This window comes from Nostoc punctiforme PCC 73102, assembly GCF_000020025.1.
In the GTDB taxonomy this organism is placed as follows: Bacteria; Cyanobacteriota; Cyanobacteriia; order Cyanobacteriales; family Nostocaceae; genus Nostoc; species Nostoc punctiforme.
This window is the reverse complement of the sequence record NC_010628.1, coordinates 3,979,005-4,001,216: the sequence shown is the minus strand read 5'-3', so window position 1 is coordinate 4,001,216 and position 22,212 is coordinate 3,979,005. Positions and strand designations below refer to the sequence as shown.

Below are 22,212 nucleotides of genomic sequence, written 5' to 3'. Positions count from 1 at the left end.
GGAATTGGGAATTGGGAATTGGGCATTGGGCATTGGGAATTGGGCATTGGGGAAGAAACTAGTTAAATAATTCCCCCTTGTCTTTCTTGTCCCCCCTGCTCCCCCTGCTCCCTGCTCCTCTGCCCCTTGCCCCCTGCATCATCCGGCTGTTGGGAATTCAAGTTTTAAGCAGTATTTACCGTTAATCAGAGGCAATAAAACCTTGCCGCCGAACAGTTTTAAATCAAACTGCATCTTACGGTTTTCTCGATTTATTTCTAAGAATGCGGGCAAGCTTTCAGAGTCACCGTTAGGGTTATTGCTGTGCGCCCACACCCTGAGTTCTTCTGATTCTTTAGTTGGTAATTGAAAAATGGCATAACGCAGAGACGAGAGAGAGGGAATTTCTACAGAAGCCGCTTGATGGGTTTCTTCGCCGTCTGCATATCCTAGTTTGACTTGTGCTGTTTTTGGTCGGCCACCGGCGGTTATTTTGAAGAAAGTTTGTCCTCCTTGTTGCTTGTTTTCTTGTAACTCTATTACCGTGCGGGACATGAAGGCTCCAGTCTGCCACATCACGAAGGTAGCTGCTAAGGAGAGGATAGTAACGCCCAAGACAGCGATCCGGGCTAGGGGATTTTGCCAGATGAATAAGCCGTGGAGTAGAAGGATAAACAAAGAGAAACTATAGATGCTGCCAAGTAACCAGGGAGAGTTGAGCAGCTTTAAAACAATACCTGGTAAAATTTCACCCTTTTGTCGGCTAGAAGCCAGTAGGAGAACTGGAAAAATCCCACCAACAAGAGAGTTACCCAGTACTCCAGCGAAGCCGAGAACGCTGGTAAAGGATTGCTGTCCAGAGAAGAACAGTCCTTCGGTTAACAAAAATACCAGGAATAGAGGAGTAATAGAAAGTAAGAATTGACGTTGTTCTAATAGATATACCCAAGCCTGTTGCGCGATCGCTTTTTGGAATTTCTGCTTGTGAGTGGTTTTATCTTCATCGCGCGTTCTCTCTAAAGCTCCCTCGTAGGCGATCGCCATTGCAGAGATGACTTTCAAGCATACACGATCTTCACTAACCGATTGTATTTCTATCTTCAGGTCTACATCATATAGATTTAGGTCGGAAAGTTTAAAGATTAATTCTTTAATATCCCAACTTTTAGCAACTTTAATCTCTAATTGATGGATATTACCTTTCAATTGAATATCGAGATCGAAGGTAGGCTGTCCGTGTGCGAGTCCTAGATAAGTTAGACCAATTGAGCAGAGATTGTAGCGATCGCGAGTTCGCAAAATTAGTTTACCCTGCTGGCTAGGTAATGTCAAAATCGTTTGCGGTTGGCTAGGAAGCCATTCTCGCGCCAAGTTGACTAGAAGACTAGAACTCCTAAACCATGCCATTCCCAACAAAAAAGTGACGAGTATTGCACCGACGATTTTCACTATTGGGCCATTTTGCTGCGCCAGTGGTTCTAAAACTGTTCCTGTTTGGGTTGCTAGTATCTGTGGTGCGATCGCTCCATTGACTGCCAGCACCCAAAGGCAAAATAGGAAAGTCAAAAAAGCTGTACCGGTGATACTTCCCCAAATTAAGGAGGTGGCGCTTGGGTCTTTTGGTAGTACTACTTTTGCACATTCGCCCACATATACATGGCCGAAGTAAAGCATTAAGGTAACACCAAAGACTTGATGGAATACCTGGAGATTGAAAGCACTCCCATCGAAAAAAGCCCAGTTAACGTACAATACATTAGCTAGCTGCCAATGCCCAAAAGAAAGTACTGTTAAAAATAAGAGCAAGCTAACATTTAATCCTGCTAACAAAATTGTTACCCCAATGGTCAAATTTAGGGACTTACGCGACAGTATGTATAGTCCAAATAAAAAAAGTAAACCCGCCCACAAGGAAGCTGGTAGAGAAGTAAAACTTGCCATTGTCGCTGATAACCCGATGTAACAGGCTAGGGCGATTAAAAAGACGCGAATCCCGACAGCAACCGAAAGAATTAGAGAACCAGCTTTACCCAAGTAGTTTGTTGCTAATTGTTTAATGAAGGTTTTGCCAGAAACAAAGTCTTCACTACGAGCGATGGATTCTGCCATACAAACCATTGTCAAGATGTTAATCATTCCCAAAACAATCAGAAATGCCACACTTGCAAGAGGCCCTAACTCAGCGACAGCAATGGGTAGAGCGAGGAAGGCTTGAGGAAGTCCCAAGGCAATTGTGACTAAAGAAGCGATCCAGAAAGGTGGTAAGGATTCTACCTTTTGGATACTCGCTGCTGCTATCCAAGACAATCTCTCTTTGAGGGGCACTTGGGAGGCGAAAGCCACTGCGATCGGTTTTTGGTAGAGGCGTTGATAAGCTTGCTCGACTCCTAATTGCTCGCAGTTTAAAGCCGCTCGGATATTGGGAACTAATTGCTTAGTGAAACTGTATTTTTGACATAAAGTGTTGATTAAAGACGCTTTCAGTGTGGGATTATCTGGTACAAGTACCGACCATTGGGGAGCAAAACGTTCTAATTGCTGAATTGTCGGGCGGAGCGCAGGGGCTTTTCCTAGAGTAAAAGCCTCTAGAAAGGCCAACTCGCGATCGCGCTCGGCTGAGTCGGTAAGAGAAAACTCAACTCGCGATCGGGCTGCTAGTCGTGCTGTTTGCCTTTCAATCAGAAAGAGCAAAGTATTGGTACGTTTAGCAGGGAGTCCTGCTAGTAAGTCTTGGCGCGAAATCAGTTCATCAAATGACATATCTGCAACTATCCAATTTTATCGACCGACTTGTAACCGAGCTTTTTGAGCTTGCACTTTCTTTTGCAAATTATGTAAATAATCTATTGGAGTTTTATCTCTAACTTCTGCTCTATTTCTCAGTTTTTTTGCCTTGTATTGGAGTTCTTGAAAATATTGTGTTCCGGTAATTTCAGCTACCTGATTAGCTTTTTTAGTTTCATCAATTTCAATGCGTAGTTCTTGCATCTGAAGTTCCATTTTTTGCTCTCGCACTCTCACTTCTTCTGCCATTTTCATAAATACCCGTACCAATTGACCCATATCATCTTGAGTGCGAGAAGTCTTGAGCAAATTTCTGTATAAATTAGATTCATGGTGAATAAAATCTCCTTGCTCTAAACTTCGAGATGCAGCTATTAAAATATTAATAGGTTTACTAATAGTTCGAGATAATGTGAGCGCAACAATTGTTGCGATCGCTCCTGCTCCCAAAACAAAGGTGATATTTTGCTCGAAGAGAAGATTTATCGGAGCCATGAATATCACTCTGGGTTTGCTAACCCCCACGACCCACGATTGAGTTTGTAGAGGAGCATAACCAACTATCTGGTAATTCTTTTCTATCGGTGAGTAATAGCTAGTATGCCCCGATGTTTCAGGATTGAGCATCACTTTCAACTCTGGAATATTTAAGCTTTTAATCACATCGCGACCATAACGCTTTTCGGCGGCAATCTTTTTCTGGCTGTCTTGCAGTAAAGGTATTAGGCTATTGTAGAGATACTCTCGATTAGAGTGACTAATGATAATTCCTTGTTCGTCAACCAGAAAAGAAGTAATATTAGATTCATTTACCGAGTTGATCACAGCCCAAATATCTGCTGCCGTAATTTTTATTGCTGCTACTCCCAAAACTTCGCCACTTTCAGAATATACGGGATAAGTAAAGAATACACCCTCTCGTTTGGTTGTCACACCAATTAAGATACTAGAAACAAAAGCATCCCCGGCGATCGCTCGTTGAAAATACTCTCGAAAAGCGTAGTTCCGTCCAATTAAAGAAAGTTCTGTAGCAGCTATACATATACCGTTTTTATCTATAAGGTAAACAAGATCGTAATTAGGGTGAGTGTTAGCAACTCTCTGTAATACTTTTTGCGCTTCCGAACGGGAATTTTCCCGATTTAGAGGTGCAGCCTTAACAAAATTTCCCACTCTAGAGTCTGTAGCTATATTTTTGATAGTGTTTTGATTATCGATAATCAACTGATCGAGGCGATTGGCTTTACTCGTGGCAATCAGTTGCAACTTGTAGTATTCACTATTTTCAATACTTTCTGTACTCATTTTGAGATTGTAATAACCAACAAAGCTCATAGGTAAAATCGCTATTGATAGAAAGGCTATTGAGAGCTTTACGGTAATCGACCACGCCAAAGGATTTAAGAATTGAAGTAAGCGATTTAAGTTGATGAATTTAGACTGCATCTTGCATATATACTTTGTTTCATTATTAAATTAAAACTTTTCTGTAAGTTACCACTTTTCAGAGCGCCGTTGTCAACAAATTACACTTTTTTAATTTCAGAGTAACTTTTTTTTAGATTCTATATGTGGATTTTATCAATGCTAACGATCGCTAAGGGCAAAATACAACTATGCTATGGCTAGTTATTTGCATTTGACCTCTATAGGTAGTTTTTTCTTTCTGTCCTAAAAAAAATGAAACGAAAAAAGATGAGTTTTAACTAAAAATTGTTAATTGAAATTGAATTCAACCCATGATTAACTACAGGGGTGAGAAAAAAACCAGTTTATCTCTCAGGTATTTGACACAGAGACAATACCAATAAACCGTAATTCAAGGTAAGGTAATATGAGCGAACAACAAGCGCAAACTCGTAAAGACATCGAATCCCGAATTATCGCCAAAGCTTGGAAAAATGAAGCTTTTAAGCAAGAGCTTTTAACCAATCCCAAACCCATCATTGAGCAAGAATTTGGAGTAGAATTACCTGCTGAATTGAATGTGTCTGTATACGAAGAAAATTCCACTTCTTTGTACTTCGTCCTCCCAATTCTGCCGCAAATAGAAGGACGAGAGTTATCTGAAGAAGAACTTGAGTCGGTTGCTGGAGGCTTTATAGGTGGGCTAATTACGATTGCTGTAGGAGTAACACCTTTTACAGGGGATATCGTAAAAGCTACGAAAAAATTAACTAAAAAGTAAGTTTAAATATTGTAGGAAAATGAGCGAACAAGAACAAGCGCAAACTCGCAAAAACATCGAAGCCCGGATTGTTGCCAAAGCCTGGAAAGATGAAGGGTATAAACAAGAATTGCTTACCAATCCCAAAGCTATAATCGAGCGGGAATTTGGAGTGGAATTCCCTGCTGAAGTTAGCGTACAAGTCCTAGAAGAGAATTCCACTTCTTTGTATTTTGTACTGCCAATTAGTCCAGTAGCGATCGCTCAAGAATTATCTGAAGAGCAACTAGAAGCGATCGCTGGTGGTTATATGACAACTCTCGCATCTGCAAACGCATCCGCAAAAATAAATCCCATTTTGCCCATACGACACTCACTTGTGAAAACACTTAGATAAAGGCTGACAGCTTTAAGTGGTTTCAATCCTAAAAACCTCAGAGTTATCTTAACTTTGAAAGTCAAGTATCACTAACTACAAAATTCACAAAGGAGAAAGATAAATGAGCGAACAAGAACAAGCGCAAACTCGCCAAGACATCGAAGCCCGCATCATCGCCAAAGCCTGGAAAGATGAAGTATACAAACAAGAATTATTAACCAATCCCAAAGCTGTAATTGAACGGGAATTTGGAGTGGAATTTCCTGCTGATGTTAACGTGCAAGTCCTTGAAGAGAATCCTACCTCTTTGCATTTTGTACTACCAATTAGTCCAGTAACAATCGCGCAGGAGTTATCTGAAGAGGAATTACTAGCGATCGCTGCTGGTGGTCAAATAAAAGAGCTAACAAAAATATCAGCAAACCTTGTTAAAAACTACAAAACAACCAGAGCAGCTGTCTCAGCAACAGCCTTAATCAGTGGAGCCTCTATAGGCGCTTCAAGCGTACATCTCTAATATAGCAATCCGATCGGATTTGTATTCATAAACTTTAATTATCAGGAGATTTAGAACATGAGCGAACAAGAACAAGCGCAAACGCGCCAAGACATCGAAGCCCGCATCATCGCCAAAGCTTGGAAAGATGAAGCGTACAAGCAAGAGTTAGTAACCAATCCCAAAGCTGTAATTGAGCGGGAATTTGGAGTGGAATTTCCTGCTGATGTTAACGTGCAAGTCCTTGAAGAGAATCCTACCTCTTTGCATTTTGTACTACCAATTAGTCCAGTAGCGATCGCCCAAGAATTATCTGAAGAGCAACTCGAAGCGATCGCAGGGGGTAAAGACTGGCGAGTAGAACTTGCGAAAGGAGCATTATCAGTCGGATTAGCAATCACTCTTGTTGACACATTAAAGAGACTCACAAAATAGTTGTCTCAAAGTTTATATGAGTGAACAAGAACAAGCGATATCTAAGCCGATATTTGATGAGATTTTTGTCCATAAACTTTAATTCTCAGGATATTTAGAACATGACTCAACAAGAACAAGCGCAAACACGCCAAGATATCGAAGCCCGCATCATCGCCAAAGCTTGGAAAGATGAAGCATACAAACAAGAGTTATTAACCAATCCCAAAGCTGTAATTGAGCGGGAATTTGGAGTGGAATTTCCTGCTGATGTTAACGTGCAAGTCCTTGAAGAGAATCCTACCTCTTTGCATTTTGTACTACCAATTAGTCCGGTAGCAATCGCCCAAGAATTATCTGAAGAGGAATTACTAGCGCTCGCTGCTGGTGTAAATTATTCGGCCGTGACCGTAGCGATTGTCAAAAATACCGTTAAACAAAACACAAATATAATCACGAGAGCTGCTGTCTCAGTAACAGCCTTAGTCACTGGAGCCTCTATAGGCGCTTCAAGCGTACATCTCTAATATGGCAATCCGATCGGATTTGTGTTCATAAACTTTAATTCTCAGGAGATTCAGAACATGAGCGAACAAGAACAAGCACAAACACGCCAAGACATCGAAGCCCGCATCATCGCCAAAGCTTGGAAAGATGAATCTTACAAGCAAGAATTATTAACCAATTCCAAAGCTGTAATTGAGCGGGAATTTGGAGTGGAATTTCCTGCTGATGTAACTGTGCAAGTACTGCAAGAAAATCCTACTTCTTTATACTTCGTACTCCCTTTAAGTCCGACAGCAATAATGCAAGAGTTGTCTGAAGAACAACTACAGGCAATCGCTGGAGGTGGTATATCTGCTGTAATAGGTAATCCCAAACTCATCAGTTCAGCTTTGAGCGGGCTTCTAGTAAGTGTTAGTTATTTAGCGAGTCACCAAATTAGAAGATAGAAAACTCTAACCCCCTAGCCCTTGGTAGGGTTGGGGGAGAGTTTCTTCCAGAATTATTGAATTGCCATTCTAGAAACTATAATTGGCTAATTTTGAAATAGATTCTAATGATAAATTATGATGAGAAATATTGCAATTTGCAGTAACGAAGTTGAAAATTTAATCCTTGGACAAGATTCCGTAAAAACCATAGATATGAATGGTATTCTTGTTCGTTGTGGCTTGCTTCGTACCGAAAATATTTATTTTGATCGAAATGCCGTAAGCAATCGATTTAAAGTCTTAGTTAAGAAAAAAGCTTTTTCCTGTAATTACCGCGACAAGAGTATTATTTTTAGAATCACTAAACAAGCACCTGAAAATACGTTTTATGTCGTTGGTTCAGATTTTGTTGGCGAAGTTATTGCTACTGGTTCGGAAGTAACAGAATTAAAAGTTGGCGATAGAGTTATTGCTAATAATGCCTATCCAGAATCAGACGCACTAGAGGCATTTCCTGGCATACCTAGCAACCACGCCTCAAAAGAATATCAGGTATTTCATCAAGCCAAGTTAATAAAAATACCTCTAGAAATGTCAGATGAAATTGCTGCTGCTTTTAGTATTGGAGGGCAAACAAGCTACAGCATCGTTCGCAAGTTTAATCCAACAAAAGGCTCTAATATTTTAGTTACCGCAGCTAAATCTAATACTTCCTTGTTTGTAATTAATGCCTTGAAAAAGTACGACGTGAATATTTATGCCACAAGTACCTCAAGGCTTTTTGAGGAAGAACTCAGAGCGATGGGAGTCAAAAAGGTGATTCTAGTCGAGTCAAAACCTAACAGTTTACTAGAAAATCAGTCAATTCAAAACATCGTTGCAGAAACAGGCGGATTTGATTGTGTATTCGATCCCTTTTTCGATCTCTATTTAGGACAGTCCGTTGAACTAATGAAGATCGGAGCGAAGTACATAACCTGTGGACTATACGATCAATACTTTGAATTAATTAATCAAAGCTTTACTCCATTTTCATTAAATACTAACCACATTATGGGATCGGTTATGACCAAAAATCTTCAAATTATTGGTAATTGTCTTGGTTTAACCGAAGACCTCAAAAATGCTATTCAAGACTATGCTTTAGGCCATTTAAATGTAGTAATTGACTCTGTTTTTACTGGCAAAGATATAGAAGGTTTCTTCGAGCGAACCTATAACGCAAAAGATAGATTTGGCAAAGTAGTCTATAAGTACGAGTAATTAAGAAGTAAAAACTAAAAAGATAATCCCCATAAATAAATTTAGGGGATTTGATTGATAAGGACGTATTGTTTCAAAGCATATCGTGTCTTGAAACAGATATTTTGACTTCGTTTCATACATAAATGTAGGGGCTAGACTGCGGCAAAGCTGTTCGCATTCAAACCATTTTTCTTTTTCTTTCTTTTGCCTTTCGGATGACGCTTCTAGGTCGCTAACGCCTTATGCTTTATGCCGGGGAACCCGTCCACCGCAATGGCTCACCTTTTAACTTTTTCCTTATTCGGTCATATAAATATGCTCAATGAAATAGCAACGCCAGAATTAAATATATCTAGCGATCGCACTTCAACATTGCTAGTAAAACTAGACCGATTACCCTGTAAAATATCTGAATATAATTTGATTAAAATTGTCGAGAAAGCTAGTACAATTTCAGAGCGCCTCGGCAAAACTTTTATTCCTAATAAATTAGACAAAGAGCATTATGTCATTGGTTCCCGATTGGAAAGATGGTGTCAGATAGTTGCTAAAGGCGACCAAGAAAGCTTTATCAAGCGCTTAAGTTGGGATAATCTAGAGATAGATTCAGTTCGCTTTGCATTAGGTAGTGTTGCTTTAGCAGATACACAATATTTACCTAGTTGGACAGACACTTTGCAAAAAGCAATGGAAATTGCTGGCTCCATAGCTGAGGACGTTTTTTCTCAAGACAAGCAGCAACAATACCAATATTTAGATCCTGAAGAACCATTACCTTTTGAAGAGATTTGTTTACCATTTGTTGAGGTAGCAAAACAGAAATTAATCGAGCGGGTAGGCTCTAGCTACCAACTTTTATCACAGGCTGCTAGCATCCAAATAGGACGAAGTTTGTTAAAACAACTAACAGAATTGTTTGTCGAGTCCTTGGATTTAGAATTCTCAATTTCTCGTGCTTACAAAAGCTCTCAGTTAGTCCGTTTAATCGGACAACTGCAAGGTAATTCTTCTAGAAAGCAGTATGTAGAGTTTGTTAAAGGCTTACTGAGCGACGGTTTGCTGGCATTCTTTCAAGAATACAGCGTACTAGCTCGATTAGCAGCGATCGCTACAGACTTTTGGATTGAAGCTACCGCAGATTTTATTCTCAGATTAGCTTCAGACTGGGATGAAATTCAGCAAACCTTTCAAAGCGATCGAGAACTAGGACAAGTCGTTGATATCAAGTCATCGTTTTCCGATCCACACAATTGCGGACGCTCGGTAATCATTATCAAGTTTACCTCAAACTTAAAACTAGTTTACAAGCCGAAAAACCTTGGTTTAGAACAGGCTTATTTTGAATTTATTTCTTGGATAAATCAACGAGGGATTGCTCTACCTCTCAAAACCCTCAAGATTATCAACTGTTCTAGTCACGGTTGGATAGAATTCGTGAACCCATTACCATGTGAAAACCAACAGGTAGTCAAAGATTATTATCAACGGGCTGGGATGATCTTGGCTATAGTCTACACATTGAAAGGAACAGACTGTCATTGTGAAAACTTAATTGCTTGTGGAGAACAACCAGTTTTAGTAGATTTAGAAACACTCTTCCATCACGGTCTTTGGATGAGAGAAGACAGTCCTGAAGCTATATTAATAGCAAATGAAAAACTTTTTGATTCAGTTATCGCTACTGCTCTTTTACCAGGAGTGAGGGTATTTAACTATAAACAAACTAATGATTTAGTAAATCTTGATTTTTGTGGACTGGGAGATTTTAACGATAAACAAATCGTTGCCAGAATGCAAAAATGGGTAGATATTAATACAGATAGTATGACCAGAGGCGAAGAAGAATGCAATCTACTATCAGAAAACAATAATCAACCCTTTGGAGAAAATCTGGATACATCCTTAAGCAAGCATGTAGAAGAATTAATTGCTGGCTTTAAACAAATGTACCAGTTTTTCATCCAACATCAAAAAGCGCTCTTAGCACCTGATAGTCCCATAGCGGCATTTACTGGTCAAAAAGTCCGTCTTGTGCTTCGCAGCACTCAACTTTATTCGACGCTTTTACAGAATTCCTTGCATCCTAAATATCTTCGAGATGGAGCAGACCGCAGTATTGAGTTAGATGTTTTGGCTGTAGGTTTTACTTCTTTAAAGGATAAACATTCTTCTTGGCCAATGCTAGCACCAGAAAAACAAGCTCTAGAACAGCTTGATATTCCTTATATTAGTGCTTATTCAGATAGTAATGCAATTATTATCAACTCAGACACAACCATTGATAAATTTGTTGAAACTTCTAGTTACAATGATGTAATTACTCGCTTGAAAGAACTAAATGATGTTAATTTAGCCGAGCAAGTTAGTATTATTCTGAGTTCGTTTTACTCAAGTCAGACTTTTGAGAAATTAGACCTATCAAATTTACCAAACACTACTCCAAACCTCGACGAAATAATTCATTTGAGTGAAGAAGCTATTTTGGATCGGGTAATAGAAATCGCCCAAGAAATTAAGCAGCGAGCTATTTATGGGAGTAATAATACTGTTGCTTGGCTGGGGATGACATACGATTTTCAGGGGCAGTATTTTCAACTGCGACCAATAGCCCATAATCTTTATAATGGTTATTGCGGCGTATCTTTATTTTTAGCAGCATTAGCATCAGTTACAAACAAAGCTGAATTTGGCGATTTAGCATTAGGAACTTTACAGTCTTTACGCAAAGGTCTTCAGGAACGAGATCCCGAACTCGAACAGGCTTTAATCAAACAGATGGGGATGGGAGGCGCTACAGGATTAGCCTCTGTTGTCTATACATTTGTTCGAATTGCGGGATTTTTATCTGAACCAAAACTAATTAATGATGCTCAACAAATAGCTTCTTGGCTAAAAGTAGATGCAACTACTGTTGAGGAAGAATTAGGTCTTCTAAAGGGTGCTGCGGGAACAATTCTTAGCTTATTAGCTTTGTATAAAGTGACTCAAGAATCTGACACTTTAGAACAAGCGATCGCATGGGGAAATTACCTCTTAGATCGGCGCGTTACCACAGATACAGGTTATAAAATTTGGACAAACGCCGAGGGAGAACCTTTAACAGGATTTTCTCAGGGTATAGCTGGCATTGCCTACGCCTTGCTACAGTTGTATGCAATAGCTAAAAACTCAGATTTTCTGTCAGCAGCCAAAGAAGCGATCGCTTACGAGCAAAGTTGCTCGATCGCAGCAGACAAATTATCACCCTTAGCTAATTGGTGTCATGGTTTACCTGGTATTATTCTGGCTCGTTTGGCAAGCTTGAGTATTCTAAATACAGAAGAAATTCGCCAGGAAATAGAAACCTCTTTACCAAAAATACAGCAGCCAAGCTTAAAGGCATTAGATAACCTCTGCTGTGGTAATTTTGCTGATGTTGAAGTGCTGCTAGTAGCAGCTGAACAGCTTTCCCGTCTAGAACTTCTAGAAACTGCTCGCTTGCAGACATCTCTAGTTTTGCACAGAAGTGCGATCACTGGTTCTTTCCAACTGCTTCCTAAATTACCTCTTAAAGTCTATCATCCCGGCTTTAGTCAAGGAACTGCTGGCATTGGCTATGAACTATTAAGACTTCTCTATCCCAACAAACTCCCTTCAGTACTACTCTGGCAATAACAAACACAGGATTGAAAATAATGTAGGTACTATTTATAAATAGTGCCTACCAAACATTTTTGGATACGCATAATTAATTTATAGAGATATGTATTGAACAATCCTAATAGAAAATATAAAAATTTTAAAATGTCTATTCAAAGCGCAAAAGCACTCTACACTAAGCTCTTAGTAGATGAGGAATTCAGAACCAAATTGGAGCAAACGGCTAATCAGCAAGAACGGAGACAAATTTTGCAAGCTGGTGGTTTTGATTATACTCCCGATGAATTAAACCTTGCTAAGGCAGAGCTTTTGGAGTCCGCAGCAATCAATAACGAGTTAAGCGAAACTGATCTACAAGAAATTGTTGGCGGCGGATTGCACAGACTTATTTCTCCTGATGGAAAATCTTCTATCTCAATGAGTCATTTTTTTGATAGTTTTAATGTGTATTTAACCTAAAATTTTATAGAAAATATATTTAAACTCCCTTGACAAAATATTGTTTGTAGTGTTTTAAGCTAATACTGTTGTTCATACTAAAGTTTTCCCTTTGCTCATTTATGAATTTAAAAATTTGAGATGTATTTACCCCGAAACTGGTACAATCCATCTTAATAAGAGTAGTTAGCCTATGAGTCACATCTGTTGGCATTGGATGAAAAATATAAAAGTAGCAATTTGCCTAGCTTTAATTGAAACACTTGTTATTTCATCAGGAGAGCGAACCTGCGCCCAGAGTAAAATTGTCCCCGACAATACACTAAATATTGAAAGTTCCAAAGTCATAAATAATTCGGATGGTCTTCCCATAGAAAATATAGATGGTGGAGCGCAGCGAGGCATCAACCTATTCCATAGTTTTCGAGAATTTAACGTTGGTGAAGGAAAGGCTGTATATTTTACCAATCCTGCGGGGATTGAGAACATTATAAGTAGAGTAACAGGTAGCGATCGCTCTGAAATTCTCGGAAAATTAGGAGTATTAGGAAAAGCAAACTTATTTTTGATTAATCCCAACGGAATTATCTTTGGAAAAAATGCAATTTTAGATGTGAAGGGTTCTTTTGTAGCGACATCAGCCAACGCCATCAAGTTTGGCAATCAGGGCTTTTTTAGTGCATCTTCCCCAGAAACCCCATTATTACTCACAATTAAACCCTCAGCTTTATTTTTTAATCAAATTGGTGCAGGGCCAATCGAAAACAATTCCATTGCTTCAGCCGGAGTTGATGGCGCTAACAACCCTGTAGTTGGTTTGAGGGTTGCTGATAGTCAAAGCTTGCTATTGGTGGGAGGAAACGTACTAAATACAGGCGGATTAAATGCTTTGGGTGGTCGAGTGGAATTAGGAGGTGTAGCTAGTCAGGGGGAGATTGGGTTGAATCTAAATAACCAAAGTCTGACATTTCCTGATGAAGTTGTGCGAGGCGATATTTCACTCAGAGAAGCTTTTGTGAATGTTGCGGGTGATTCAGGTGGTGCGATCGCACTTCATGGCAAAAATATAGATATTAGTGAAGGTAGTTCTCTTAATGCTGGCATCGCAGCAGGTTTGGGAACACCAACAACAACAGTAGGCGATATTAGCTTAAATGCCACACAAGCTATATCCATCAGTCAATCCAGCAGTGTTACTAACCAAGTCAGTCCTAATGCTACAGGCAACAGTAGCAATATTAATATTCAAGCAGGTTCACTGAATTTAACTGGTGGAAGTCAGTTGAGTTCCCGCACCTTGGGACAAGGGAATAGTGGGAATATTTTGGTTGATGTGAGTGGTGCTATTACGGTGGACGGTGAAGATAGCTCTACATCTCCTAGTAGAATCATTAATCAAGTACAACCATCAGGAGTTGGAAATAGTGGCGACATTAATCTCAAGTCAGAGTCTCTGAAAATAACACAGGGCGGTTATTTGAGTGCTAGTACTTTAGGGAGAGGAAATAGTGGGGATATCTTCGTTGATGTAAGTGATGCCGTCACCTTGGATGGTGAAAATAGCTCTACCTCTCCTAGTAGAATCATGAGTCTAGTCGCACCATCGGCAATTGGAGATGGTGGTGACATTAATCTTAAGGCGCGATCGCTGATTTTAACCCAAGGTGGTACTGTGACTGCCAGTACCTTAGGAAAAGGAAATAGTAGGAATATCTTCGTTGATGTGAAGGGTGCTATCAGTTTGGACGGTGTAAATAGCAATGGCATTCCTAGTTTAATCGCCAATCAAGTGCAATCATCAGCAGTTGGAAATGGTGGCGATATTAATATCAAAGCAGATTCCCTGACTCTAACACGGGGAGGTTTAATAAGTGGCAGTACCTTGGGAAGAGGAAATAGTGGGAATATCTTTGTGGATGTGAAGGGTTCTGTTACTCTAGACGGTAAAGATAGTTTTAGATTTGTTAGTGGAATCAGGAGTGCAGTATCACCCTCGGCTATTGGCAATAGTGGCGATATTAATATCAAAGCAGAATCCCTGAGTCTTACACAGGGTGGATTTGTAGATACTGGTACATTTGGAGAAGGAAATAGCGGGAATATCTCTGTAGACGTGGGTAGTGCCGTCACCCTGGATGGTGTAGTTAGCAACAGCGAGAATTATCCTAGTAGAATAAGCAGTCAAATTTTACCATCAGCAGTTGGAAATGGTGGCGATATTAATATTAAAGCAGAATCCCTGAGTATTATACATGGCGGTACTTTGAATACCGCCATCTTTGGAGAAGGAAATGCTGGGAATATCTCTGTGGATGTGAAAGGTGCTGTCATTCTTGACGGTGTAGATAGCGGTGGCTTTGGTGGCACTATCACTAGTCAAGTAACATCATCGGCAATTGGAGATGGTGGTGATATTAACATCAAAGCAGAATCCCTAACTCTAAAACAGGGAGTTTCTTTGAGTGCCACTACTTTTGGAGAAGGAAATAGTGGGAATATCTCTGTGGATGTGAAAGGTGCTGTCATTCTTGACGGTGTAGATAGCGATGGCGTTGGCAGCGCTATTTTCAGTGAAGTGGAATCATCAGCAGTTGGAAATGGTGGCGACATTAATATTACAGCAGAATCTCTGACTTTAGGGCAGGTAAATCAGTTAAGTAGCAGTACTTCAGGAAGGGGAAATGCTGGCAATATCTCAGTGGATGCGAAGGGTGCTGTCATTCTTGACGGTGTAGATAGCAATGGTTTTGGCAGTGCTATTTTCAGCCAAGTGGAATCATCAGCAATTGGAGATGGTGGCGATATTAATGTCAAAGCGAATTCCCTGAATCTTACACGGGGAGGTTCTTTGAATGCTCGTACCTTGGGAAACGGAAATGCTGGCAATGTCTCCGTGGATGTGAGAGGTGCTGTCAGAGTGGATGGTGAAGACAGCAATGGCTTTGGCACTGGAATCACTACTGAAGCGGAATCATCTGCAATTGGAAATGGCGGTGACATTAATATCAAAGCAGATTCCCTAGCTCTGGCACAGGGAGGCATTATGAGCGCCAGTACCTTTGGACAAGGGAATGGAGGAAATATTCAGATTGACTTAATGATGCCTAACTCTAAGTTAACACTGAGCGATAAAGCTGCGATCGCAGCTAGTACATCAGAACAAGGAAAAGGTGGAAATATCGAAATTGAGGCTTTTGACTCTGTAAATCTCACTAATGACTCTGAAATTTCCGTCAACAGCAAAGGCCAAGGAAATGCAGGCGATTTAAGAATTACAACTGGTTCCCTAACTCTGCGAAGACAATCCGATTTATTAGCAGATACAGTTAGTAGTGAAGGTGGTAATATTCAACTGCAAGTGCGAGACATACTACTGCTACGCAATAATAGCAGTATTTCTACCACAGCAGGACAAGAAGGGGCTGGAGGTAATGGTGGCAATATTGATATCAACACAAAATTTTTAGTCGCTGTCCCTAAAGAAAATAGCGATATCACAGCTAATGCTTTTGAAGGCAAAGGTGGTTTAATCAAAATTACTACCCAAGGAATTTTTGGGATCGAAAAGCGCGAAAACCTCACTCCACTTAGCGATATTACTGCCTTTTCTCAACAAAATCCCCTGCTCGATGGCGAAATCGTAATCAATATCCAAAATGCAGATATCAGAAAAGAGTTAGTCGCTTTGCCTACAAATCTAGTTGATGTGAGTGGGTTAATTAGTCAAGGGTGTGCGGCGAGTAGAGTCAGCACAAATCAACCAGAAAGTCAATTTATTGTGACAGGACGAGGCGGATTACCTCCACAGCCAGGAGAAGCCTTAAGGGTACCGGCGATCGCAGTTGATGAAAACCCTATCAATACCGCAAAACAAAACCAATCCCCAGATGTCGCTTCCACACCCCCGTTAGAAGCAAATAGCTGGAGGTTCGATGGACAAGGACGAGTTATTTTGACTGCCTCTGCAACTTCCGAGGCTTCTAGTTTTGGGATAAAGCCAGGTATCTGTCATGGTAATTAGAAAAACTAGAAAACGCGATCGCCGCACCTTAGTCAAGCCGATCAAAATGATTGCCCTTGTCTTAGTAGGCATAATTTTATTCGTAAACATTCCAATGTTATTACCTCAAGCAGCAGCCAAAGAACCAGCAACAGAGGCTGCAAAATTATCAATTGAAGGCAAAAATCTCTACGAAGCTGGACAATTTGATGCGGCGGCAAATATTTGGCAAGAGGCAGCCAATGCCTACAAGCGGTCGGGGAATGAAGAAGGCCAGACTCAAAGTTTAATTAACGTTGCTGGAGCCATGCAAGCCAACGGACTGGATCTGAAAGCTTGCAATCAGATCCTCCAAGCCTTTAAAATTACTCAGCTTGACTGTCGCAGATTAATCCAAGACAACAACAAAGATCGCGGGCAAAATGATTGGTTCCAAGTCCTAGAAGCAAAACCAAACTCTCTAATTAAAGCCAATGGCTTACGCAGTCTTGGGGATGTCCTGCAAAAACTCGATCGCCCAAATTTATCAATAAAAGTTTTAAACCTAAGTTTGCAATTGGCTCGGCAACTACCATCGCCAAGCACCGAGAGTGCTATTTTGGTAAGCCTGGGTAATGCTCAACGAACTCTAGGTGATAACATACAGATTCAACAGGGCAGAATCAATAAACAAAACTCAAGTCCTTTAAATTGTGGCGAGCAAGCCAAAGATGATGCAAAAATTGCGTCGTATCAGCAAGCGGCTTCACTGTATGAGCAAGCAGCAACTAAATCCATTTCTGCGGAAACTAGGATGCAAGCACAACTCAATCACCTTAGTCTCCTGCTGAAGATTAATCAGCTAATACAAGCCCAGAGTCTAATACCACAAATTGAATCCAAACTCAAGGACTTGCCTACCACTCAAACAACAATTTACGCTCGAATTAATTTTGCTCAAAGTCTAGTTTGTCTCAATCAATACTCTGGTACTAATACTCCTGAATTGAAAGATGTTGCCAAAGAGTTGATTGCAGTTCTCCAACAAGCAAAAAGCCTGGGCGATGAGCGGGCTAAATCTTATGCCCTTGGATATCTTGGTTGGCTTTATGAACAGAACCAGCAGTTGTCAGAAGCTCTAACCCTTACCCAAAAAGCACTTTTTTCGGCTCAAGCCATCCAAGCAACTGACATAGCCTATCAGTGGCAATGGCAATTAGGACATATCCTAAAAGCTCAAGGAGACATCAAAGGTGCGTTCGTCGGAGACGTTGGCGCAGCCATCGCAGCTTATGATGCAGCTATTGTGAGCTTACAATCTCTGCGTCTCGATATGATTGCAATGAATTCTCAGATGCAGTTTTCTTTTCGAGAAAAAGTAGAACCTGTCTATCGGCAGCTAGTCGAATCGCTCTTGCAAACGCAGGGAAGTTCTAATGTCAAAAGCAATAATCTTCAAAAAGCTCGGACTACCATTGAATCTTTACAATTAGCAGAACTAGAAAATTTTCTTCGAGAACCTTGTTTAAAGCCGAGAGTAGAAATCGATCGAATTGTTGATAAAAATGATTCCACGGCAGCAGTTATCTATCCAATTATTCTGGAGAAACAATTAGCCATTATTCTGAAGCTGCCTCGGCAGGAGGAACTTCACTATTATGCAACTACCATATCTCAAGAGGAGGTAGAAAGTACTATTGGTAAGTTACAACAATATCTACCTGATGTTACCCAAACTTCTAAAGTCAAACATCTCTCCCAGCAGCTATATGATTGGTTGATCCGTCCTTTAGAAGCAGATTTAAACAGCAATATAGAAACTTTGGTGTTTGTGTTAGATGGTTCTCTGCGTAACATTCCTATGTCAGTTTTATACGATGCCCAACAAGAGAAATATTTAATTGAAAAATATGCGATCGCTCTAGCACCAGGTTTGCAGCTTCTAGAACCAAAACCTTTACGCAGCAGTTCAAAAATTAAGGTTTTAGCGGCTGGAGTCAGTCAGAAACGCACGATTGAAGGTCGAGAATTCGCTCCACTAACTAATGTTAAAAAAGAGTTAGCCCGCATCCAGGTTGATATACCCAAAAGTGAAGAACTTCTGGATAGCAAGTTTACTAAAACAAACCTGCAAAATAAATTGCGAACGACTGATTTTTCTGTCGTTCATCTGGCTACTCACAGTCAATTTAGTTCTAACCTTGAAAAAACCTTCATTCTCACTTGGGATCAACTGCTCAATATCGAAGATTTAGTCGATCTCCTCAAGCAAAATAACTCAAATGGTTCTAATTCTATCGAATTACTAGTCCTAAGTTCGTGCGAAACTGCTGTGGGCGATCGGCAAGCATCTTTAGGATTAGCTGGAATTGCTGTTAAGGCAGGAGCAGAGAGTACAGTAGCAAGCCTGTGGTCAATAGATGATTTTTCCACTAGTGAAATCATGCATCAGTTGTACGGAGAATTAAATAAAGGATTGACTAGAGCTAAAGCACTTCGTCAAGCCCAATTAGCTCTATTGAAAAAAGAAAAACGTCCTTATTTTTGGGCAAGTTTCGTTTTGATAGGAAACTGGCTTTAATAAATCAGAATTCAGAAGTCAGAATTCAGAATTCAGAATTCAGTTTTGCAGATTGTGTTATGCCGTAGGCTGACGCACCATCCAAGATTTTCGGTGCGTTAGGCTAAAGCCTTAACGCACCCCATAAGATTCTAAAGTTTACAACTTATCAATTATCACTACAGGTTCTTGGCTAATATCTTGCAAGTCAATAGATTTTAAAAAGTTAACCCAATCAGTTTTAAAATTATTATTTTGTGAATTACTACGAATTTGCTCGCCCAAATTGGTCAGTGCATTATACCAAATATTCTGTTCAAAGTAAGTGATATACTTCAGAGATTTTTGCATCTTTAACTTGAGATCGAGATCGTTTGTCAGAGCAATTCTTTCTATCCAGGCATCAACGTAAAAATATCCCGTTTCTGGTTCTGGTTTTCCACAATATATTTTGAAATACCAATGATACTTTTTACCTATTTGTAGAGAATATTTAGGGCTGGATGGCAGACTAATAGCAATAAATGATGCTGTTTGAGGTAGGGTTAAAGACTTTTGATAAATATCTTCTCCGACTTCATTTTGTAATATAAATTCTCCAGAACGAGCATTATTTGGTAGCTCTGGGGTATAGACCCAAAATGTCGGATGTTCGGAGATGGTTGATGCTAAAAAAGATGCAGAATCTTGAGAATCACCCGAAGCCTCTTTACCAGGAACTAAGGCGGTAACTGGAATGTTGACTGCTGGACAATCATTGCGACTAGTTCCTCCTCTGCGGCGACCGATAGGCGCTCCGTTGTCAGGTAATTTCGGTTGTATAACTTGCGCCTGTATTGGTAAAGAAAAAATTGTTAGACTAGCGATCGCTAAAGGCACAATATATCTCAGGCCGATCGATTTAAGAAGTAGTCTCTTCTCAGTCATAATTTCAAACCTAAAATTTTTGACGTTTACTAAATCAGGATCAGCGAGTCGGTCGAACTAATGATACAACTACTACTTGGATAGTTACTAGTGCTAATGCAGGTGGAAGAAGTGGTATCCATCCAGCGTTGAAAAATATAATACAGCAAATACCGAATAGAAAGGATAGTGCGATCGCAACTGACAGTCCCAAATACAACGGGCGACGAATATACCAAGCAAGAATACCACCCAGCAACGACCATCCCCAAATCCAAATTGCTTCTAGCCAACTAGGCCACCACCAAATTAAAGGTCGCCCATCCAGAACTGCACTAAGAATCTGGCTGATGGCCTGAGCCTGGACAAACATTCCAGGTATTTCTCTCCGAGCGGGAAGCGCTGTAGCACTGTAGGGAGTTTTCCAGTCATCAGCAGCACTGACAGCAGTGACCCCAATGATCGCTATGCGATCTTTGACTAATTTGATGAATTCAGGAGTAACCCGATCCTCTAAAATATCCCTGAGAGAGACTTGCTGGGCAATATCTACAGGAGAGCGTAGAGAACGGTAATTAAGCAATATTTGATATCCTGATGCATCTATGTGTTGATAACCACCGCTATGAGCGGTTAATTGCTTAAATAATACTTTGCCAATTTGTAATTGCTCATCTGAAGTAACATTTGGCTTAATGCCTTCTCTATCTAAATAATGGAGCGCTATCTGGAGACTCAAGGCGTATTCTGCGGCACAAGAAGACGCAACTGGAGGAGTTAAATGTAAGAGATGGCGACGAGCAATTTCGTCATCGTCTGCAACAAAATCGCTAAAGCCCAAGCGTGATTTTGGCACTTCTGGAGGTTGAGGAATAGCATCTGCAACACCATCTTCAGGAGCAGGAACTTTACAGGGAGCAAAAAAGCGATTGTCGGAGCGCAGGCGATTTGCTAAATTGGGATATTTGGGGTTGACTGGGGAATCACGATAGATATCTATGCCTATGGCTCTTGGTTGATATGGCTCCAGTTTTTCTAGAAGTTGCAGGAGTGCCAGATCGGATAAAGACCATCGGATCGGCATTTGCATCTGATTTTGATATTGAATGTCAGCTTCATCGATAGTGATCAGCAAAAGGCGCGGATCTGGTTTTTCTATTGGTCGGATTGCCATCACGCGATCGAAAGTTTTTAACTCAAAGGGTTGGAGTAGTCCCACATATCTGATACCGATGACGAAAAAGGCGATTGCTAAACTCAGAATAATTACTTTACAAAAATTCCCCCAAATGCTACTAAAGTTACTTACAGCAAAAATTCTCTCTCTTGAGAATAATTTTTTTTGCCCTCCACTTAACTCATTAATCTGGCGGTCTTGTTCTTGCCTTACCCTAAGTTGCTCTAAAATTATCTGTGGTTCTAGAGGTCGCTCTTGGGGCGATGGTGTCATCAAATCGTCGATTAAATTTGCCAACCCCGTGGAAATCTGAGGTGCTTGATTTCGCCAAATTAACCGTTCGGTTTGAGGATCTTTCGGCAATTCATTAGGATGTATACCTGTCAATAAATTTACCAAAGTCCGCCCTAGAGCGAAAAAATCTGATTGATAAACAGCTTGACCTTGCATTTGCTCTGGTGCTGTATATCCCATAGAATAAACTCTGGTAATGTCACCTCCTTGTAGTTTTTCGACATAAGTCATAGTCATCTGTCTTGCTGCACCAAGGTCAATCAATACCAGTTTTCCGTCGGGACGAAGCATGATATTAGATGGCTTAATATCTCGATGCAAAATTTGCTCTTGATGGAATCCTTCTAATAGTTTGACGAGTTGTAATAACCAATTAATTGCCAGTTCTTCAGATAGTACTTTATTTTCCTCCAACCAATGAGTGAGATTCTGTCCGGGAATTTTCTCCATTACCAAGCAATGCAATTGTTCGGTTCTGTCTTTAGGAGAAAAACAAAAATAAGTATCGACTTGCGGAACTCCTAGATGCTTCAAATGCTTAGGAATTCTGGCTTCTTGCTCAAACAGTTCAATCAAGCGCCGTCGATTGCTTGTTAAAACTTTTAAAACCTTTATGGTTCCTAAGTTATCGATTTCAAAAATTTCTGTGTGGTGATTTTTATCTAATTCTCGTAAGGGCTTAATTACTTGATAGCGCTCGTTGATCGTCAAACTAGAGCCACAATTCTGGCAAAACTCTCGATCGTCATAATTTTTGCGATGAAGGCACCAGGGGTTGATACAGTAGCTCATGTTTGAACGTTTGAGGTTGGAAAAAAGG

At 40.3% G+C, this 22,212-nt stretch carries 15 protein-coding genes; 11 read left to right on the top strand and 4 right to left on the bottom strand.

Annotated elements, in window-relative coordinates; all coding sequences use genetic code 11:
* Window positions 1–138: 138 nt before the first annotated feature.
* Together NPUN_RS16265 and NPUN_RS16260 are read right to left on the bottom strand one after the other, a co-directional pair.
* Entirely contained in the window at window positions 139–2,739 is a 2,601-nt protein-coding gene (locus tag NPUN_RS16265; RefSeq protein ID WP_012409646.1) for an amino acid permease, read from the bottom strand.
* 18 nt (window positions 2,740–2,757) lie between these two features.
* Window positions 2,758–4,209 carry a PDC sensor domain-containing protein gene (locus tag NPUN_RS16260; protein WP_012409645.1) on the bottom strand — a complete coding sequence of 484 codons (1,452 nt, stop codon included), beginning with the start codon at window positions 4,207–4,209 and terminating at the stop codon, window positions 2,758–2,760.
* 388 nt (window positions 4,210–4,597) lie between these two features.
* On the opposite strand from NPUN_RS16260, the gene NPUN_RS16255 reads away from it, so the two are divergent.
* The 11 genes from NPUN_RS16255 to NPUN_RS16205 all read left to right on the top strand — a co-directional run bounded on the left by NPUN_RS16255 (window position 4,598) and on the right by NPUN_RS16205 (window position 19,036).
* Complete coding sequence (locus tag NPUN_RS16255; protein ID WP_012409644.1) at window positions 4,598–4,951, top strand: NHLP leader peptide family RiPP precursor; 354 nt, start codon at window positions 4,598–4,600, stop codon at window positions 4,949–4,951.
* Between the two features lie 19 nt (window positions 4,952–4,970).
* A complete protein-coding gene (locus NPUN_RS16250; RefSeq protein ID WP_012409643.1) occupies window positions 4,971–5,327 on the top strand; it encodes an NHLP leader peptide family RiPP precursor in 357 nt (118 codons plus the stop codon).
* A gap of 103 nt (window positions 5,328–5,430) precedes the next feature.
* Window positions 5,431–5,826 (top strand): NHLP leader peptide family RiPP precursor, encoded by a 396-nt coding sequence (locus NPUN_RS16245; RefSeq protein ID WP_012409642.1) that lies wholly within the window; start codon window positions 5,431–5,433, stop codon window positions 5,824–5,826.
* A gap of 57 nt (window positions 5,827–5,883) precedes the next feature.
* Window positions 5,884–6,240 carry an NHLP leader peptide family RiPP precursor gene (locus NPUN_RS16240; RefSeq protein WP_012409641.1) on the top strand — a complete coding sequence of 119 codons (357 nt, stop codon included), beginning with the start codon at window positions 5,884–5,886 and terminating at the stop codon, window positions 6,238–6,240.
* A gap of 101 nt (window positions 6,241–6,341) precedes the next feature.
* Window positions 6,342–6,746: an NHLP leader peptide family RiPP precursor gene (locus NPUN_RS16235; RefSeq protein ID WP_012409640.1), complete on the top strand. Its 405-nt coding sequence runs from the start codon at window positions 6,342–6,344 to the stop codon at window positions 6,744–6,746.
* A gap of 57 nt (window positions 6,747–6,803) precedes the next feature.
* On the top strand, window positions 6,804–7,172 hold the full coding sequence (locus NPUN_RS16230; protein ID WP_012409639.1) for an NHLP leader peptide family RiPP precursor: 369 nt from the start codon (window positions 6,804–6,806) through the stop codon (window positions 7,170–7,172).
* A 117-nt stretch (window positions 7,173–7,289) separates the two neighbouring features.
* Window positions 7,290–8,417 carry a quinone oxidoreductase family protein gene (locus tag NPUN_RS16225; protein WP_012409638.1) on the top strand — a complete coding sequence of 376 codons (1,128 nt, stop codon included), beginning with the start codon at window positions 7,290–7,292 and terminating at the stop codon, window positions 8,415–8,417.
* 297 nt (window positions 8,418–8,714) lie between these two features.
* Window positions 8,715–12,053, top strand: coding sequence for a type 2 lanthipeptide synthetase LanM family protein (locus tag NPUN_RS16220; protein ID WP_148220436.1), 3,339 nt, complete (start codon window positions 8,715–8,717; stop codon window positions 12,051–12,053).
* Window positions 12,054–12,146: 93 nt separating this feature from the next.
* A complete protein-coding gene (locus NPUN_RS16215) occupies window positions 12,147–12,497 on the top strand; it encodes a Nif11-like leader peptide family natural product precursor (RefSeq protein WP_202947543.1) in 351 nt (116 codons plus the stop codon).
* Window positions 12,498–12,669: 172 nt separating this feature from the next.
* Window positions 12,670–16,497 (top strand): two-partner secretion domain-containing protein, encoded by a 3,828-nt coding sequence (locus NPUN_RS16210; protein WP_012409635.1) that lies wholly within the window; start codon window positions 12,670–12,672, stop codon window positions 16,495–16,497.
* Window positions 16,487–19,036 (top strand): CHAT domain-containing protein, encoded by a 2,550-nt coding sequence (locus NPUN_RS16205; RefSeq protein WP_012409634.1) that lies wholly within the window; start codon window positions 16,487–16,489, stop codon window positions 19,034–19,036. The genes NPUN_RS16210 and NPUN_RS16205 overlap by 11 nt, the downstream gene beginning before the upstream one ends.
* A 138-nt stretch (window positions 19,037–19,174) precedes the next feature.
* Here the strand turns inward: NPUN_RS16205 and NPUN_RS16200 are convergent, their stop codons facing one another.
* Both NPUN_RS16200 and NPUN_RS16195 read right to left on the bottom strand, forming a co-directional pair.
* Window positions 19,175–19,942, bottom strand: coding sequence for a DUF928 domain-containing protein (locus NPUN_RS16200; protein ID WP_012409633.1), 768 nt, complete (start codon window positions 19,940–19,942; stop codon window positions 19,175–19,177).
* Between the two features lie 40 nt (window positions 19,943–19,982).
* The gene (locus NPUN_RS16195; protein WP_012409632.1) at window positions 19,983–22,184 is read right to left on the bottom strand and encodes a CHASE2 domain-containing protein; all 2,202 of its coding nucleotides are present in this window, start codon (window positions 22,182–22,184) and stop codon (window positions 19,983–19,985) included.
* Window positions 22,185–22,212 lie beyond the last annotated feature (28 nt).

Excerpts from the sequence above, each read along its gene's own strand:
- NPUN_RS16220 (WP_148220436.1), top strand. The coding sequence starts at position 8,715 with ATGCTCAATGAAATAGCAACGCCAGAATTAAATATATCTAGCGATCGC.
- NPUN_RS16265 (WP_012409646.1), bottom strand. The coding sequence starts at position 2,739 with ATGTCATTTGATGAACTGATTTCGCGCCAAGACTTACTAGCAGGACTC.
- NPUN_RS16240 (WP_012409641.1), top strand. The coding sequence starts at position 5,884 with ATGAGCGAACAAGAACAAGCGCAAACGCGCCAAGACATCGAAGCCCGC.
- NPUN_RS16255 (WP_012409644.1), top strand. The coding sequence starts at position 4,598 with ATGAGCGAACAACAAGCGCAAACTCGTAAAGACATCGAATCCCGAATT.
- NPUN_RS16205 (WP_012409634.1), top strand. The coding sequence starts at position 16,487 with ATGGTAATTAGAAAAACTAGAAAACGCGATCGCCGCACCTTAGTCAAG.
- NPUN_RS16250 (WP_012409643.1), top strand. The coding sequence starts at position 4,971 with ATGAGCGAACAAGAACAAGCGCAAACTCGCAAAAACATCGAAGCCCGG.
- NPUN_RS16260 (WP_012409645.1), bottom strand. The coding sequence starts at position 4,209 with ATGCAGTCTAAATTCATCAACTTAAATCGCTTACTTCAATTCTTAAAT.
- NPUN_RS16230 (WP_012409639.1), top strand. The coding sequence starts at position 6,804 with ATGAGCGAACAAGAACAAGCACAAACACGCCAAGACATCGAAGCCCGC.
- NPUN_RS16200 (WP_012409633.1), bottom strand. The coding sequence starts at position 19,942 with ATGACTGAGAAGAGACTACTTCTTAAATCGATCGGCCTGAGATATATT.
- NPUN_RS16210 (WP_012409635.1), top strand. The coding sequence starts at position 12,670 with ATGAGTCACATCTGTTGGCATTGGATGAAAAATATAAAAGTAGCAATT.
- NPUN_RS16195 (WP_012409632.1), bottom strand. The coding sequence starts at position 22,184 with ATGAGCTACTGTATCAACCCCTGGTGCCTTCATCGCAAAAATTATGAC.
- NPUN_RS16225 (WP_012409638.1), top strand. The coding sequence starts at position 7,290 with ATGATGAGAAATATTGCAATTTGCAGTAACGAAGTTGAAAATTTAATC.
- NPUN_RS16235 (WP_012409640.1), top strand. The coding sequence starts at position 6,342 with ATGACTCAACAAGAACAAGCGCAAACACGCCAAGATATCGAAGCCCGC.
- NPUN_RS16245 (WP_012409642.1), top strand. The coding sequence starts at position 5,431 with ATGAGCGAACAAGAACAAGCGCAAACTCGCCAAGACATCGAAGCCCGC.